At 50.4% G+C, this 16,024-nt stretch carries 15 protein-coding genes; all 15 read right to left on the bottom strand.

Going from position 1 to position 16,024, the window contains the following annotated elements; all coding sequences use genetic code 11:
- Positions 1 to 174: 174 nt before the first annotated feature.
- Positions 175 to 1,854, bottom strand: a complete 1,680-nt coding sequence (locus L1N82_RS02000; RefSeq protein ID WP_235285665.1) for a ribonuclease J — start codon at positions 1,852 to 1,854, stop codon at positions 175 to 177.
- A gap of 198 nt (positions 1,855 to 2,052) precedes the next feature.
- Positions 2,053 to 2,925 (bottom strand): 4-hydroxy-tetrahydrodipicolinate synthase, encoded by an 873-nt coding sequence (gene dapA, locus L1N82_RS01995; RefSeq protein ID WP_235285664.1) that lies wholly within the window; start codon positions 2,923 to 2,925, stop codon positions 2,053 to 2,055.
- Positions 2,926 to 3,093: 168 nt separating this feature from the next.
- Positions 3,094 to 4,296 (bottom strand): aspartate kinase, encoded by a 1,203-nt coding sequence (dapG, locus tag L1N82_RS01990; protein WP_235285663.1) that lies wholly within the window; start codon positions 4,294 to 4,296, stop codon positions 3,094 to 3,096.
- Between the two features lie 88 nt (positions 4,297 to 4,384).
- A complete protein-coding gene (locus L1N82_RS01985; RefSeq protein ID WP_235285662.1) occupies positions 4,385 to 5,419 on the bottom strand; it encodes an aspartate-semialdehyde dehydrogenase in 1,035 nt (344 codons plus the stop codon).
- 97 nt (positions 5,420 to 5,516) lie between these two features.
- The gene (locus L1N82_RS01980) at positions 5,517 to 6,110 is read right to left on the bottom strand and encodes a dipicolinate synthase subunit B (RefSeq protein WP_235285661.1); all 594 of its coding nucleotides are present in this window, start codon (positions 6,108 to 6,110) and stop codon (positions 5,517 to 5,519) included.
- On the bottom strand, positions 6,107 to 7,006 hold the full coding sequence (gene dpsA, locus L1N82_RS01975; RefSeq protein WP_235285660.1) for a dipicolinate synthase subunit DpsA: 900 nt from the start codon (positions 7,004 to 7,006) through the stop codon (positions 6,107 to 6,109). The genes L1N82_RS01980 and dpsA overlap by 4 nt, the downstream gene beginning before the upstream one ends.
- A 129-nt stretch (positions 7,007 to 7,135) precedes the next feature.
- Positions 7,136 to 7,579, bottom strand: coding sequence for a dUTP diphosphatase (gene dut / locus L1N82_RS01970; protein WP_235285659.1), 444 nt, complete (start codon positions 7,577 to 7,579; stop codon positions 7,136 to 7,138).
- Positions 7,566 to 8,825 carry a M16 family metallopeptidase gene (locus tag L1N82_RS01965; RefSeq protein ID WP_235285658.1) on the bottom strand — a complete coding sequence of 420 codons (1,260 nt, stop codon included), beginning with the start codon at positions 8,823 to 8,825 and terminating at the stop codon, positions 7,566 to 7,568. Before L1N82_RS01965 ends, dut begins: the two co-directional genes overlap by 14 nt.
- A gap of 43 nt (positions 8,826 to 8,868) precedes the next feature.
- Complete coding sequence (locus L1N82_RS01960; RefSeq protein WP_407946677.1) at positions 8,869 to 9,804, bottom strand: polysaccharide deacetylase family protein; 936 nt, start codon at positions 9,802 to 9,804, stop codon at positions 8,869 to 8,871.
- Between the two features lie 194 nt (positions 9,805 to 9,998).
- A complete protein-coding gene (gene pnp / locus L1N82_RS01955; RefSeq protein WP_235285656.1) occupies positions 9,999 to 12,101 on the bottom strand; it encodes a polyribonucleotide nucleotidyltransferase in 2,103 nt (700 codons plus the stop codon).
- 195 nt (positions 12,102 to 12,296) lie between these two features.
- Entirely contained in the window at positions 12,297 to 12,566 is a 270-nt protein-coding gene (gene rpsO, locus L1N82_RS01950) for a 30S ribosomal protein S15 (protein ID WP_111149039.1), read from the bottom strand.
- Positions 12,567 to 12,730: 164 nt separating this feature from the next.
- Complete coding sequence (locus L1N82_RS01945) at positions 12,731 to 13,711, bottom strand: bifunctional riboflavin kinase/FAD synthetase (RefSeq protein ID WP_235285655.1); 981 nt, start codon at positions 13,709 to 13,711, stop codon at positions 12,731 to 12,733.
- A 42-nt stretch (positions 13,712 to 13,753) separates the two neighbouring features.
- Positions 13,754 to 14,677 carry a tRNA pseudouridine(55) synthase TruB gene (gene truB / locus L1N82_RS01940; RefSeq protein WP_407946676.1) on the bottom strand — a complete coding sequence of 308 codons (924 nt, stop codon included), beginning with the start codon at positions 14,675 to 14,677 and terminating at the stop codon, positions 13,754 to 13,756.
- On the bottom strand, positions 14,674 to 15,666 hold the full coding sequence (locus L1N82_RS01935; RefSeq protein WP_235285653.1) for a DHH family phosphoesterase: 993 nt from the start codon (positions 15,664 to 15,666) through the stop codon (positions 14,674 to 14,676). Before L1N82_RS01935 ends, truB begins: the two co-directional genes overlap by 4 nt.
- On the bottom strand, positions 15,663 to 16,019 hold the full coding sequence (gene rbfA / locus L1N82_RS01930; protein ID WP_235285652.1) for a 30S ribosome-binding factor RbfA: 357 nt from the start codon (positions 16,017 to 16,019) through the stop codon (positions 15,663 to 15,665). The genes L1N82_RS01935 and rbfA overlap by 4 nt, the downstream gene beginning before the upstream one ends.
- Positions 16,020 to 16,024 lie beyond the last annotated feature (5 nt).

Below are 16,024 nucleotides of genomic sequence, written 5' to 3'. Positions count from 1 at the left end.
TTCCTCCCTGTTTAACCCTTGATGGTGCGGCTTGTCATAGTATGGAATCAAGAGCGACTTTTATACCAAACAAAAACAGCTTTATGGATAACTTCCGAAGAAGCTTCCATAAAGCTGCTAATGTTTGTTCTATTGGAACCGGGTCGGGATCTTTCGAACAGTTAAGGGTTATAACTAAACTTCCATAATAATTGGCAAAATCATCGGACGGCGGCGTGTCTGCTCATAAAGGAAACGACCCAGCGCATCCTTCACATTCGTCTTCAGAGATGCCCATTCATTCACGTTGTCACTCATCAGCTTGTTAAGCGTAGAAGTGACAATCCGGTTGGCCTCTTCGAGCAGGCCTTCCGACTCACGGACGTAAACAAAGCCGCGTGAGATAATGTCAGGTCCGGACATAATAGCTCCATCCTGCTTGCTGAGTGTTACGACTACTACCAGAATACCATCCTGAGAGAGCAGCTTGCGGTCGCGCAGTACGATATTGCCTACATCACCCACACCAAGACCATCAATCAGGACATTGCCGGCCTGTACTTTATTACCTTTACGCGCATTACCGCCCTGAATTTCAACCGTATCCCCGTTATCCAGCAGGAAGATATTCTCCCTCTCGATACCAACTGCTTCTCCCAGCTGGGCATGCTGTCTCAACATTCTATATTCACCGTGGATCGGAATAAAATACTTCGGCTTGATCAGATTCAGCATCAGCTTCAATTCTTCCTGGCTGCCGTGACCTGATACGTGCACACCCGATACAGAGCCCGGTCCGTAGATGACATTCGCTCCAAGGCGGAACAGCTCATCTACAGTTCTTCCCACATATTTCTCATTGCCTGGAATCGGTGTAGCCGCAATAATGACAGTATCACCAGGTAAAATATCCACCTTGCGGTGAGTCGAGCGAGCCATACGAGTCAGTGCTGACATCGGCTCGCCCTGGCTTCCGGTCGACAGAATTACAACGCGGTCAGCCGCCATCTTACCTACTTCCTCAGGCTCAATGATCATACCCTCAGGGATGTTCAGGTAACCAAGCTCAGAAGCAATTGTAACGACATTGACCATACTACGGCCAATAACAGCGATTTTGCGACGGGTCGCCATTGCGGCGTTGATAACCTGCTGAATCCGGTGTACGTTTGAAGCGAATGTGGCAACTACCACGCGCTGGGTAGCTTTCCGGAATATATCCTCAAATTCTGTGCCAATCTTACTCTCGGACGGTGTGAAGCCGGGACGTTCGGCGTTTGTGCTGTCAGACAGCAGGGCGAGTACACCTCTGCTGCCGATCTCAGCCATGCGCTGAAGGTCCGCATACTGGTCATTGACCGGTGTATGATCGAACTTAAAGTCACCAGTGTGGACAACCGTGCCCTCCGGAGTATCGAGGCATACGCCAACCGAGTCCGGAATACTATGATTTGTACGGAAGAATGTTGCTTTGATTGTACCAAGCTGAACTTCAGAATCCGCATTAATCAGAATCCGTTTGGTTTCGCCAAGCAGACCTGCTTCCTTCAGCTTTCCTTCAATAAGACCAAGGGTCAGCTTCGTTCCATAGACTGGTACATTCAGGTGACGAAGAACGTACGGAAGCCCGCCGATGTGGTCCTCATGACCATGAGTAATTAATATGCCTCTAACTTTATCCCGATTATCGGTCAAGTACGTAATATCCGGGATAACGATATCGATCCCCAGCATGTCCTCTTCCGGAAACTTCAAACCAGAATCCACCACAACAATGTCATTACCATATTGAATGACATACATATTCTTACCGATTTCACCGACGCCGCCCAAAGCAAATATAAGCAGCTTATCTTGGTTGTTCTTCTTAGACAAGTAAATCAGTACCTCCTGTATACGTTGGACGTCGATCCAAACATTATTTGATTTTCAAAGATTTGCCGCACCCAGTCACTTGACATCATTATACATGATTGAAAAGACAAAACACAAGTGAAGGCCGAAAGATAGCTGGATTATTAGCGTCCCCAAAAACAAAGAACCGATGCTATGCATCGGTTCTTCGAGAAAATATCACAGCAGCTTCTTGATAAATTCCGCTTCTGCCTCGGTTACATCAACCAGCGGCAGCCTAACACCGCCAACTGGAATTCCCTTTAGCCTAAGCGCATATTTGACAGCAACCGGGTTAGGAACCGGATGAGGACAGTCAAACATACCCTTAAATACCGGATAGCATGCTCTATGCAGAGCTGCTGCTTCTTCTGTTCGGCCGTCCAGATGCGCCTGAATCAGCTTCTTCATCTGAGCGCCAATAATATGGCTTGAGACGCTGACAATTCCATACCCGCCGACTGTAAGGACAGGGAGCGTAGTGCTGTCATCCCCACTGTAAACCTTAAAGCTGTCTGGTGTGCCGGTTATAATCTTCGTGATCTGATCCAGAGGAGCACAGTCCTTTGTAGCCACAATATTATGAATAGCAGCCAAGCGTATTGTCGTCTCTGCAGACAGGTTCACACTTGTTCGTCCAGGCACGTTATATAGAATAACCGGAAGGGATGTTGCTTCCGCAATAGCTTTAAAATGCAGGTACAAACCTTCCTGACTTGGCCGGTTATAGTAAGGCACAACGACGAGCACACCATCAACCCCACACTTCTCAGCCTCACGGGTCATATGGATGGAATGGGCGGTACTGTTGCTGCCTGTACCCGCGATAACTTTACAGCGTCCCCCCGCTTTACTGACAACAAACCGGAACAGCTCTAGCTTTTCTTCGTCGCTGAGCGTTGGTGATTCACCTGTTGTTCCCGCAACGACGAGGCTGTCGCTCTCCTGCTCGTTAATCAAATAGTCAATTAACCGTTCCGTCGTGACCCAGTCGATCTGACCATTGCTGTCGAAAGGGGTGACCATCGCGGTGACAAGTCTTCCGAAATCCATTATGACTCCTCCTGTGAAGTGTCCATGCGCCGGAGCGAGCGCTTATCCGTTAGTCGAAAGCAATGCTTCATATCTGACTTCGTATATGCTCTATTCCGGGTGAACGCCAATAATTCGCCGGATCAGCAGCAGCCTGCCACCGGCTGTATAAGTAAGTAAAACTTCTTGTTATAGATCCAAGCCGAACTTTGTATGGAGCGCCCGGATCGCCGCAATCATATCTGCCTGACGAACGAGGACCCAAATCGTTGAATTGGAATCTGCTGATTGCATAATCGAAATGCCTTCATCTGTCAATGCCTCTACAATCCGGGCCATAACACCCGGTACACCATTCATGCCTCCGCCGATGACAGATACCTTAGCACAATCTCGAATGGCAGCCGGCTGATAGCCAAGCTTCTCCAGCACAGCCACCGCACGGTCAGCTTCGCTGTCAAAAACCGTATAAACAGCTCCGCTAGGTGTGACATTAATAAAGTCAACACTGATATCATGCTTCGCCATCGCCTGAAATACACCGAGCTGAACATCTGACTGACCTTCAGTGTTACTTACCGTAATCTGAGTCACAGGCGCAACATGGGCAATTCCAGTAACAGGCCTGTCGTTAACATCTTGTACATGCGAGGTTTGTCTGGATGACACCAATGTTCCTTCCAGATCAGAAAAAGTCGACCTTACACGAATCGGGATATTGCTTTGTGCCGCGACTTCTACAGCACGGGGATGGATAACCTTGGCCCCTTGACGAGCCATGTTGCAGATTTCATTATAACTAACCGACTCAAGCGGACGAGCGTTCTCAACCACCTTCGGGTCAGCCGTTAGTATGCCTTCTACATCGGTGTAGATATCCACCATTTCAGCATGCAGCGCTGCGCCTATAGCTGTTGCCGAGGTGTCGCTGCCTCCCCGGCCCAGCGTGGTAATCTCGCCGTCATCAGTCATCCCCTGAAAGCCCGTTACAACGACAACCCGCCCCTGATCCAAATGGCGGATCATAGCGGCGGGATCAATACGGGTAATTCGGGCGTGGCCATATTGGTTATCCGTACGAATACCCGCTTGACCGCCAGTTAAAGCTACAGCGGGTATTCCCTCGGATTCCAGCAAGGAGCATAGCACGGCCGCGGAGATCATCTCCCCGCAGGCCATCAAAAAGTCCTGTTCCCGGGCTGACTGTGAACCAGTTACAAGTGACAGCAGCGTATCGGTTGCGTATGGAGAACCTTTGCGCCCCATCGCGGACACGACAACTGCGATCTGATACCCTTTAGCACGCTCCCGCTTAATATGCTCGATCACATGCTGCCTTGCTTCTTCCGTTGCAAGGGACGTTCCGCCAAACTTTTGTACTAATATGGCCACTGTTTCGTCCTCCCTAAATCGGGAAGACGTCAATCAGCTGTCATAGGTCGAGATAAGAAATCAGATGGGATTAATTTAGAATGAATTCCTATTTGGCTGCAATATACTCTGCGATCTGTACAGCATTCCATGCCGCACCCTTCATCAGATTATCAGAAACGATCCACAGATTAAGACCTTTGGTATTACCGAGGTCTCTGCGGATCCGGCCGACGAATACATCCGGCTTGCCGGCAGCTTCTGTAGCCAGCGGATACCGCTGATTTTCCATATCATCAACAACTGTGACTCCTGGAGCCTCAGACAACAGCTTCTTGACGTCTTCCAGCTCGTAATCAGATTTCAGTTCGACATATACGGATTCAGAATGGCCATGAACGACTGGGATTCTGACGCATGTCGCTGTAACATCAATCGACTCGTCGCCCATGATCTTCTTCGTTTCACGAATCATCTTCATTTCCTCTAAGGTATAGCCGTTATCCTGGAACTTATCAATCTGCGGAATGGCATTAAACGCGATCTGATGCTTCACAGGCAAGGAACCGACAGGCAGGATATCAGGGTTTACCGGATTTCCTTCTAGGGCTTCCTTCGTCTGACGCAGCAGTTCATCTATCGCCCGGCTTCCCGCACCGGAAACAGCTTGGTAAGTTGAAACGAGGATTTTGCTGATTCCGTACCGGTCATACAGCGGCTTAAGCGCCGCAACCATCTGAATAGTAGAACAATTTGGATTGGCAATAATTCCGTTATGTTCCTCAACCTTGCTGATATTAACCTCTGGTACAACGAGCGGTGTATTCGGATCCATTCGGAAAGCATTCGTGTTATCGATGCAAACCGCGCCATGTTCTACAGCGTGAGGAGCCAGTGCCTTACTAACGTCTCCCCCAGCACTGAATAGTGCGATGTCTACACCTTTGAAGCTTTCCGGCGTCGCCTCTTCCACCGTTATGTCCTGGTCCTTGAACTTGATTGTTGTACCGGCTGATCTTGCGGAAGACAGCAGCTTCAACTGGTTAATCGGAAAATCTCTCTTCTCGAGAAGTCCAATAATCTGTTCTCCTACTGCACCTGTCGCCCCAACCACGGCAACGTTAAACAATTTCTGATTTGACATATGGTTCCGTCTCCCCTCTTTCACTGCTTCAAGCTTTGCCGCAAACTTACCTTGATACCTTTTTTTACGCAGTAGAAACCTATGTTTATGAAAACGATTAATAATTAAACCGCTCAACCAGCAGAGGCTGCAGCTGATACCCCTGTAGTGCGGCTTCACAGGCCTCCAGGCACAAATCCATCCGGGCTACTAGCGAGTTTGGCTTCTGCTCTGGACTATCCTGGCCGAAAGGCACAAAGTAAACATTCTTGGCAACAAGAAGTTTAGCAATATTAGCTGCATTAAGACCCAGACCGTCATTCGTAGAAATGGCCAACACTAGCGGCCTGCCATTACGCATCTGTGATTTAGCGGCCATAAGAACAGGCCCGTCGGTCATTGCATTAGCCAGCTTACTCGTGGTGTTGCCCGTACACGGCGCAATAATAAGTACATCCAGAAGCTTGGAGGGTCCAAGCGGTTCGGCCTGCACAATGCTGGAAATAATCTCGTTCCCCGTTATTTCCTTCAGCTTACGCTGCCATTCTGCCGATGTTCCAAACCGTGTGTCCGTCGTCATAATCGTCTGTGAGACAATCGGTACTACATTAGCACCAGCATCCACAAACCGCTTAATCTGCGGCATAATTTCAGCAAATGTGCAATGGGACCCGGATAAAGCATACCCGACCGTTTTGCCCTGCCAATTCATTGCTCATCCCTCCGCTCCATCGTGTCTTCCTGAATCAAGCGGCTGACACAGTCTGCTATAATCCGACCAGCCGTTTTGGGAGCCACAACACCGGGAAGTCCGGGGGCGAGCATCGCTTTGATTCCACGCTTCTCAGCAAAGCGGAAATCGGTGCCGCCGGGTTTTGACGCAATGTCAATAATGACGGCGCGAGATGGCAATTTAGCAATAATTTGCGCTGTGACTATCATAGTCGGAATTGTATTAAAAAGCAAGTCGATATTCCCCGTATAATGGACCAGATTGCTGGTGTCTACCGGCTCGAAACCCATCTCGAGCGCTCTTGCAAAATGATCTTCCCGGCGTACACCCACCATAACTTTAGAACCCATTCCCTGCAGCGTCCGTGCCAGCGTAAATCCTGTCCGGCCAAACCCGAGTACCAATGAGACAGAGCCATGGATCGTAATGTCCGTGTTCTGCATCGCCATCATGACGGCGCCCTCTGCGGTTGGTATGGAGTTGTAAATTGCTACATCATCCCTTTCAAACAGTTCAACCAATGCGATGTTGTGCTTGGCACACATCTTCTTTAAGTACGGTTTGGCCATCCCGGTGTAGACTTTACAATGCTTGGGAAGGCGGGCAATATGCTCATCGAGCAGCTTGAGCTCTCTGTCACTGAACACTGCTGTAATGACACCTTCATCATCCGTGCCGACAGCCGGCAGCAGCAGAGCATCTGCTACCTTCAGCATTTCACAATCGAGCTCCGCATGAACGGCCCCATCCAGCGGCGTATGAAGACCGTCGAAGCCTGCAACGGTTACCGTCGCATCAAGCTCAGTCAGCTTGCGGATCACCTCCAGCTGCCTTGCATCTCCACCCAGCAGAACTACATTTACCCCTGTGAGCAACACTTCCACTCCTCTCCTGTGCTTCATGAGCCATAAACCATCTTATGCTCGCGCCCAGAAGGGGGTGAAAACAACTAAAGGACCATCTGCAGCATCTGCCGCAGATAGTCCTTCACTGTTCTAACATACCTATTTGCCGGTATGGCCGAATCCGCCTTCACCCCGGACGGTATCTGGAAGCTCGTCCACTTCTTCAATGGCAACACCCGGTACAACTTGAAATACCATCTGGGCAATGCGCTCACCGCGTTCAATGGTAAACGGCTCCTGTCCATGATTAATGAGCAGAACCTTTACTTCTCCCCGGTAATCAGCATCTATGGTGCCTGGAGAGTTAAGGCAGGTTATGCCATGCTTGTAGGCAAGTCCGCTTCTCGGACGGATCTGCGCTTCAAGCTCCGGCGGCATAGCCATTGCAAAGCCTGTCGGTATGAGCTGTCGCATTCCTGGGGCAAGTATGACCGGTTCCTGAACGGCGGCATGAAGATCAAAGCCCGCTGCCCACTCGGACATTTTTTGCGGGAGCTGAATATTTTCACCTCCAGGCAGCCGTTTGAATTTAACGTGGTACAAGAATATCCCTCCCGATTGAAGCAGCAGCCTTATCGCTTGCACCTACCATAGCTACTGCAAACGGTACCTCAAGCATCCTTCTGGTTACATCCTTGATATCCTTCATACTGACTGAATCAATTCTCTCCAGCATCTCGTCAATCGTATAATGCCGGCCAAGCATGAGCTCATTCTTACCGATGCGGTTCATTCGGCTGCTCGTGCTCTCAAGACTAAGGATCAAGCTTCCTTTAAGCTGTTCCTTGCCGCGGTGCAGTTCACTTTCTGTCAGGCCGTCCGCTGATATTTCACCCAGCTGTTCAATAGTAAGGTCAAGCACATCCTTCGTCTGTTTCGGCGCTGTTCCTGCATAGACGGTGAACAAGCCCGTGTCCGCATAGGAAGTATGATAGGAGTAAACGGAATATGCGAGCCCGCGTTTCTCGCGTATCTCCTGGAACAACCTCGAGCTCATTCCTCCGCCTATCGCATTATTAAGCAAAATCATGGCATACAGCTGAGGATCTGCAATCGAACAGCCCGGAAACGTAAGACAAAGGTGATTCTGCTCGGTCTTCTTCTTGTGGAAGAGATATTGCCCTTTAAATACAGGTGATTGGAGTTCGGGCGACGCACCTCTTCTGTCAAAACGGCCAAAATGCTGCTCAAGAAGCTCCAGTACCTGACGATCTTCTACATTGCCAGCCATTGCAATAACCGTATTGTCAATTCTGTAATGAGAGTTCATGTAGGAACGCAAATCTTCAGGTCCCATGGCAGTCAGCCGTTCTTCCAAACCCAGGATGGAATAAGCGAGCGGATGATCACCGAACGAAGCACGAGAGGCTTCATCATGCACCTTGTCATCCGGCGTATCTTCATACATTGCAATTTCTTCAAGAATAACATTTTTCTCTTTCGCCAGCTCTCTCGCATCAAACTGGGATTCAAAAAACATGTCAGCCAGCGCATCCACAGCAAGCGGCAAATGCTGGTCAAGCACCTTGGCAAAATAGCAGGTATATTCCTTTGAGGTGAAAGCGTTGACATTGCCGCCGATTCCATCAAATAAATCTGCAATATCTTTTGCGGTCCGCTGCTCGGTGCCTTTAAAAAGCATATGCTCGATAAAGTGTGAAATGCCGTTATCCAGCAGAGTTTCATTACGCGAACCGTTCTTTACCCAAATTCCAAACGAGACCGATCGACAGGTCGGTATGTTCTCGATGACAACTCGTAATCCGTTTTGTAATGTGTATCTGTTCACCGGGTCTCCTCCTAAAAAAATCAATGATACCACTATAGCAGAATTAACTACCTGCCTCAACTTCCGGGAAACGGGCGGGAGACAGCGTCTCTGTCACTGTGCCCAAAGCCAGTCCTTTTTTCCTCAGAGCTGTAATCATGCCCTTCAGCGCATCACGTGAAGAAGCTGTAGGATGCATCAATATCAAGGAGCCTGGGCCCGCCTCCCGCGAGACCTTGCTTATAATCCATTCCGGAGCAGGCTTCTTCCAATCCACCGTGTCGACTGTCCACAGTATCGTCTTCAACCCCTCAGCTGCGGCAACCTCAACCGTCGTCTGGTTAAAAGCGCCTGAAGGCGGAGCGAACCAGCGATTCTTTACATGGAGCCTGCTTCTCAGCAGCTCCTCTGTCCGTGAGATCTGCTGCTGCTGGGCAGCACGGCTTATTCGGGACATATCCGGGTGAGAATAAGCATGGTTGGACAACTCATGACCGCGCGCCATCACCTCTTTGGCCAGCTCCTCGTTCTTACTGAGCCAGGAACCATCAAGAAAAAATGTCGCTTTCACCTTTTCCTCATCAAGCGTTATAAGAATATCCTGCAGGTATTCATTACCCCAGGCGACATTGACCATAATCGCAGCCATTGGCTTATTCGGATTCCCCCTGTAGATTGGGTAAGGCCCCAAATCCTCAAGGTTAATCTCAGGCGGAACTTCTTTATACACGAGCTGCAGCGGTGCCCCGGCGGGACCTGAAGAGGCTCGGGAATAAGTGGCATCTATATCTACCGCAAGGCCGCTGTAGCCGGGAATCGCTTTCCAAACCGGATCGACCTTTGCATTAACCGGCTTCTGGTACCGGGCTTGTGCTTCCTGCCTGATCTGTTCCAATAAGGGGTCAGCCGCAGCAAGCACCGCAGCCGCTTGATTGAATGGATTACCCTTTAAGCTTTCAATATACCGGCCCAGCTCCCACCCGCCTGTACCCAGCATCATAACGGTAACAAAGCTGATGACCATTAGCAGCGCTTTTTTTCTATCCACACCCACCACTCCTGCTCTTCACATCACTGCTACCATTTTATGTGAAGGTGGACAAGATTATGTAAGGGATTCGTAAAAAGGCAAACAAAAAAGAGACAGAATTGCTCTGGCTCTTTGTTGGGTGTCTTATTGGATCGATTACATCATCAGGATTCGGTTTCAGCTTGCGCAGCCAGTACAGCTTTGCGGGAGAGATTAATACGTCCCTGCTGGTCGATTTCCGTTACTTTCACAGTAATTTGATCGCCAATCTTGACAACATCTTCTGTTTTGGCAACACGCTCGGATGACAATTGGGAAATGTGTACCAAGCCTTCCTTATTCGGCATGATCTCGACAAACGCACCAAACTTCTCAACACGCTTAACGGTTCCCAAATAAACTTCACCGACCACGACTTCCTTGACGATGCCTTCAATGATCTGGCGGGCACGCTGATTCATCTCTTCGTTCGAAGAAGCGATAAACACCTTGCCGTCCTGCTCGATATCAATCTTAACACCGGTTTCCTCGATAATCTTGTTAATAATCTTACCGCCTGCTCCGATTACATCACGGATCTTGTCGGGATTAATCTGCAGAATCAGAATCTTCGGCGCATACTGAGACAGGCTTGTCCGCGGTTTCTGCATGACTTCAAGCATTTTGCCGAGGATGTGCATACGGCCTTCACGGGCCTGTTCAAGGGCTTGAGCCAGAATAGCACGATCGATACCGTCGATCTTAATATCCATCTGGATGGCCGTAACGCCTTCTGCCGTACCTGCTACCTTGAAGTCCATGTCTCCCAGGTGATCCTCCATGCCTTGAATATCGGACAGGATTGAGAAATGCTCGCCATCCTTGATCAGTCCCATTGCAATACCGGCTACAGGAGCTTTAATTGGCACACCCGCATCCATCATGGCAAGCGTACTGGCACAGATACTTGCCTGAGATGTAGAACCGTTCGATTCCAGCACCTCGGATACCAGACGGATTGTATAAGGGAATTCGGCTTCAGAAGGAATAACTTTGGCAAGCGCACGTTCCCCGAGAGCGCCATGACCGATCTCACGGCGGCCAGGTGCACGAAGCGGACGGGCTTCACCCACACTGAACGGCGGGAAATTGTAATGATGCATGAACCGTTTGGTTTCCTCAAGATCAATACCGTCCAAGATCTGGACATCACCAAGCGCACCAAGCGTACATATGCTGAGCGCTTGAGTCTGACCGCGTGTGAACAAGCCGGAGCCGTGCGTGCGCGGCAGCAGGGCCACATCACATTCTATTGGACGGATTTCATCCAGGCCGCGGCCATCCGGACGAACTTTGTCATGGGTGATAAGGCGCCGGACTTCTTCCTTAACGATGTCGTAAAGCACTTCCTTCACATCACTCAGAAGCTCGGGTGTCTCAGCGTAAGCTTCCTCGAAGTGGGCAACCGTGTCCGCATTTACCGCATCAATCGCTTCCTGACGAGCATGCTTCTCCGGAATTTTGATCGCTTCTACCAGCCGGCTGGAAGCAAAGGCACGTACGTCTTGATTGACCTGCTCATTCACCGCATGGAGGACAACATCCATCTTCGGCTTGCCTGCTTCAGCCACAAGATCTTCAATGGTCTTCACAATGTTCTTAATTTCGTCGTGACCGAACATGATTGCCTCAAGCATCACGTCCTCCGGTACTTCGTTGGCTTCTGCCTCCACCATCATGATGGCATCCTTCGTACCAGCGACCACAACAAATATGTCAGTCTTCTCTTCCTGCTCGACAGTTGGATTGATCACAAACTTGCCGTCCACACGGCCAACACTCACGCCGCCGATCGGCCCGTTAAACGGAACATCGGAGACGGACAGAGCGGCTGACGTGCCGATCATGGCCGCGATTTCCGGCGGGCAGTCCTGGTCAACACTCATAACAATGTTCACGATCTGAACATCATTCCGGAAACCTTCAGGGAACAAAGGACGGATCGGACGGTCAGTCAGTCGGCTGGATAGAATGGCCTTTTCACTTGGACGCCCTTCACGCTTAATGAAGCCGCCCGGAATTTTACCAACTGCATACAGACGCTCTTCATAATTCACGGTAAGCGGAAAAAAATCCAGATCCTTTGGCTCAGAAGAAGCCGTTACGGTACAAAGCACAACCGTCTCGCCATAACGTACAGTTACAGCTGCGTTAGCTTGTTTGGCCAGCCTGCCGGTTTCTAGAACTAGCGGTCTCCCACCAAGCTGCATTTCAACGCGATGAGTCATTTTCATCCTCCTTGCTGCCGGGATACAAGTAGCATTTCCGGCAGTATGTATTCATTATCCGTTTTACAAAATCCATTCTACAAAATCCCCGGCTTTCCTGCCATAACGTCCTCATATGTCAAAAAGCAACCCGGTAAAGGCCTTGCCGCCGGAATCCGGACGGCTTGACAACCAGGTTGCTTTTCTCCCACATAATTAGCGGCGCAGGCCGAGTTTTTCGATCAAAGCACTGTAACGACGAACATCCTTGTTCTTCAGGTATGCCAGCAGCTTACGGCGCTGACCTACCATCTTGAGCAGACCGCGGCGGGAGTGATGATCCTTCTTGTGCTCCCGAAGATGCTGCGTCAAGTTGACGATATTCTCCGTCAGGATAGCCACTTGTACCTCAGGTGATCCCGTATCGCTAGCATGTGTCTTATGCTGTTCGATCAGTTCATTCTTACGTTCTTGTGTGATTGCCATCCTATGTTCACCTCCTTCATATAATCGCCGATGGCCTCGACGCCGTCGGTGAGAGCGGACGACCAAGCCATGGTTCGATTGCGCCCAATTAGGAGCAACGAGAATTAGTATAACATAACCGGGCGGACAAAGTAAATGTTTCGTATTACTCTTGCAAACAATGACTAGCAGCCGTTTTCAGTAATTGAACCAGGCTGGAGACCAGCCAAGATTGTCCTGGCTTCCTCAGCATCCTGTTTAATCTGATGGACCAGCTGCTCTACCCCGCTGAATTTACGCTCGGGCCTTAAGAAGGATTCGAAGTCAACCGCAAGCCTTTGTCCGTATAAATCACCGCTATAATCGAATAAATGGACCTCCAGCTTCGCTTCCCCCGGAACGTCATGAAACGTAGGCTTGACGCCCAAATTCATTACGGCAGGGCAAGCTGAACCATCCTCCAGCACTGCGGTTACCGCGTACACGCCAAGCTTTGGCAGCGTATAGTAGGCATCCTGTGCAATGTTGGCCGTTGGAAAGCCAATCATACGTCCCCTGCCTTCCCCATGCGTCACGATTCCGGATATCCGGTATGGACGTCCCAGCAAACGCTTCGCTGCAGTCACTTCGCCAGCAAGTAGAGCTTCCCGGATCCGCGAGCTGCTCACTTTGATTCCCTGGTCAACGAAAGGCGGGATAACGGTCACGGACAAATCCCGACCGCCAAGCTTCTGCAGCGTTTCCGGTGTTCCTGCCCCCCTGCTGCCGAATGTGAAATCAAAACCGACGACCGCCTCTTCGACTCGAAGCTCTCTCAGCAGTTCCTGAACAAATTGCTCCGGTGATAATGCCGCGAGCGTTTCATCGAAATGGACCACGTAAGCCAGGTCAACTCCAATAGACGCAAAGAGCTGCAGCTTCTCCTCCATAGGAGTCAGCGCTGACGCATACTGCCTTCCATGGCCTAGCACCTCTTTGGGATGCGGATGGAAAGTCATTACAGCAGCCAGTCGTCCAGTCTCTGCTGCTTGCCTTACGGCACGGTAGATGACATCTTGATGTCCGAGGTGCACCCCGTCAAAATGCCCGACAGCCATTACTTTGCCCTGGCTGGCGTGTACAAGTGAATGACTGTCAAACGGGTAACGCAAACGTATGATTTCCACAGCTGTTACACCTGCATTTCTTTTTCCTATCCTCTGTACTGATCAGGAAAATACTTTTATAGGAAGCAGTAACCCTGCACTCCGGTCCGCTTCGAAGAGACCGACAAAATTGCCTTCCTCATCGTACAGACGAAGACGGGCATTGTCTTGTCCCAGTGCGTCTTCCTCAATATGCACAGCAGTCAGCGGTATTTTCTGACCCTGCGTCGCTCTGCGGGCATAGTCAGAATCTGTTACCGCTTTGCTTAAGTAACCAAGCGCCTGGTCGGAAGGAATTAACCTGGCAGAGAGCTCCCCGCTCTCTGCCATCCCTTCAATCTGCTCAAGCGTCAGACACTCGTTCCTGGTAAAGCCGGCAGACACCGTACGCACCAGGGAATCCATCGAAGCCGGCACGCCAAGCTTTTTACCGATATCAACGCAGAGAGTACGGATGTATGTGCCTTTGGAACAGGATACGGTAAAACGAATTTTCGGCAGCTGCTGCTGCAAATCCATATCCAGTAGACGAATCTCATGAATCGTTACCTGACGGGATTTACGTTCCACTGTCTGGCCTTCGCGAGCCAGCTCATACAGCCGCTTGCCGTCAACACGGACAGCGGAATACATGGGCGGTATCTGCTCGATTTCGCCTACAAATCCGGCTACAGCCTGCCGGATTTGTTCCTCGGTCACCTCAACATGGTCCAATTGCTCTATAATCGTACCGGTCATGTCCTCGGTATCAGTAGCAATGCCCAACTGAAGAACCGCCTCATATGTCTTCGGGAGCTCCTGCAGGTATTCAACGACTCGCGTCGCCCGCCCCAAAGCTAGCGGGAGAACACCAGTAACCTGAGGATCAAGCGTGCCCGTATGTCCAATACGTTTCATCCTCACCATTCTCCGGACCTTGGCCACCACATCATGTGAAGTCCAGCCGGCGGGCTTCCATACCGCCAAGATTCCATCCATAGTTTTCAGTCCAACGCCTTTCTAACGGTATCCACAACAGCTGCCATAGCTTCTGCAAGAGGTCCGTGCACCCGGCAGCCTGCTGCACGGACATGCCCGCCTCCCCCATACAGCTGCGCAACAGCGGCCACATCGAGGCGGCCCGCCGAACGCAGGCTCACCTTGACATCGCCTTCGGCGGTAACCTTGAAGAGCATGCCGCATTCCACACCGTCAATATTGCGCGCATAGTTAACGAGCCCTTCGAGATCCTCGGGCGCCGCACCTGTTTCAGCCATATCCGATGGTTCAATATACAGCCATCCTACCCGGCCGTCTTCTGTGAACGTTAAGCGGGACAGTCCACGCTGCAGCACCTGCAGCTGCGGCATGGTCATCTTCTCGAGAAGATGGTCCGCCAGCTCAAACCCCTTGACCCCTGTTTCCAGAAGCTTCGAAGCGATCCTCATCACATGAGGACTTGTACTTGAATACCGAAAGCCACCGGTATCCGTCAACAGGCCGGTATATACGGCCGTAGCTGCATTTAACTCAAGCGGAATACCGGAACGCTCGATTAGATCGAACAGGATTTCTGCTGTTGCTGCTGCATTACTGCGTATGAGATTAACGGTGCCAAAGCCGTCATTAGTGGGATGATGATCAATATTCAGAAGGTCTCTGCCCTGCTCAAACAGCTCACTAACCCGGCCTATCCGCCGAAAATCGGCGCAATCGACCGTTACGATCCGGTCATATGTACGGCCAGGATTGGTTAAGGAGTAGTCGATAATTTGTTCCGAGTTCTCCAAATAAGCCAACCTGGCTGGAAAGTTGCCCTCATTGATCATGGTAACGCGCTTGCCAAGCTTCGTGAGAAGCCAGTTCATAATCAAGGTTGAGCTGATAGCATCCCCGTCAGGCTGAACATGGGAGACAACCAGAAAGTCGTCTCCCTCACGCAAAAATGCGAGCGCATTGTCCAGCTCAGCCAAATATTCCTTTGTTAGAACGGTCATACCGTATCATGCCCCCGATTGATCTCTTCAAGCAGCGATTCAATCCGGCTTCCGTACTCAATACTGCTGTCAAACCGGAATTCCAGCTCCGGCGTATGCCGGAGACGAATCCGTTTGCCAAGCTCGGAGCGGATAAACCCTGACCCTTTTGCCAGTGCTTTAAGCGTATTTTCCTTCTGCTCATCCGATCCGAGTACACTTAAATAAACGCGTGCCTGTGACAAATCACTTGTTACATCGACTCCCGTAACGGTAATAAAACCGATACGCGGGTCCTTGAGCTCTGTTTGAATAATCTGGCTCAATTCCTTCTTGATCTGTTCACCAACACGCCCAACTCTTACTTTAGCCATGCTTC

Origin of the sequence: Paenibacillus tarimensis (assembly GCF_021532315.1) — a bacterium.
GTDB classification, from domain to species: Bacteria; Bacillota; Bacilli; order Paenibacillales; family Paenibacillaceae; genus Paenibacillus_I; species Paenibacillus_I tarimensis.
The sequence above is the reverse complement of the archived record's forward strand: the minus strand, read 5'-3'. Positions and strand labels throughout refer to the sequence as shown.

What these genes read in the sequence shown, in the direction of transcription:
- dapA (WP_235285664.1), bottom strand. Translation starts at nt 2,925, where the DNA reads ATGGATTTCGGAAGACTTGTCACCGCGATGGTCACCCCTTTCGACAGC.
- L1N82_RS01985 (WP_235285662.1), bottom strand. Translation starts at nt 5,419, where the DNA reads ATGTCAAATCAGAAATTGTTTAACGTTGCCGTGGTTGGGGCGACAGGT.
- L1N82_RS01980 (WP_235285661.1), bottom strand. Translation starts at nt 6,110, where the DNA reads ATGAATTGGCAGGGCAAAACGGTCGGGTATGCTTTATCCGGGTCCCAT.
- L1N82_RS01960 (WP_407946677.1), bottom strand. Translation starts at nt 9,804, where the DNA reads ATGATGCTGGGTACAGGCGGGTGGGAGCTGGGCCGGTATATTGAAAGC.
- pnp (WP_235285656.1), bottom strand. Translation starts at nt 12,101, where the DNA reads ATGACTCATCGCGTTGAAATGCAGCTTGGTGGGAGACCGCTAGTTCTA.
- rpsO (WP_111149039.1), bottom strand. Translation starts at nt 12,566, where the DNA reads ATGGCAATCACACAAGAACGTAAGAATGAACTGATCGAACAGCATAAG.
- L1N82_RS01935 (WP_235285653.1), bottom strand. Translation starts at nt 15,666, where the DNA reads ATGACCGTTCTAACAAAGGAATATTTGGCTGAGCTGGACAATGCGCTC.
- rbfA (WP_235285652.1), bottom strand. Translation starts at nt 16,019, where the DNA reads ATGGCTAAAGTAAGAGTTGGGCGTGTTGGTGAACAGATCAAGAAGGAA.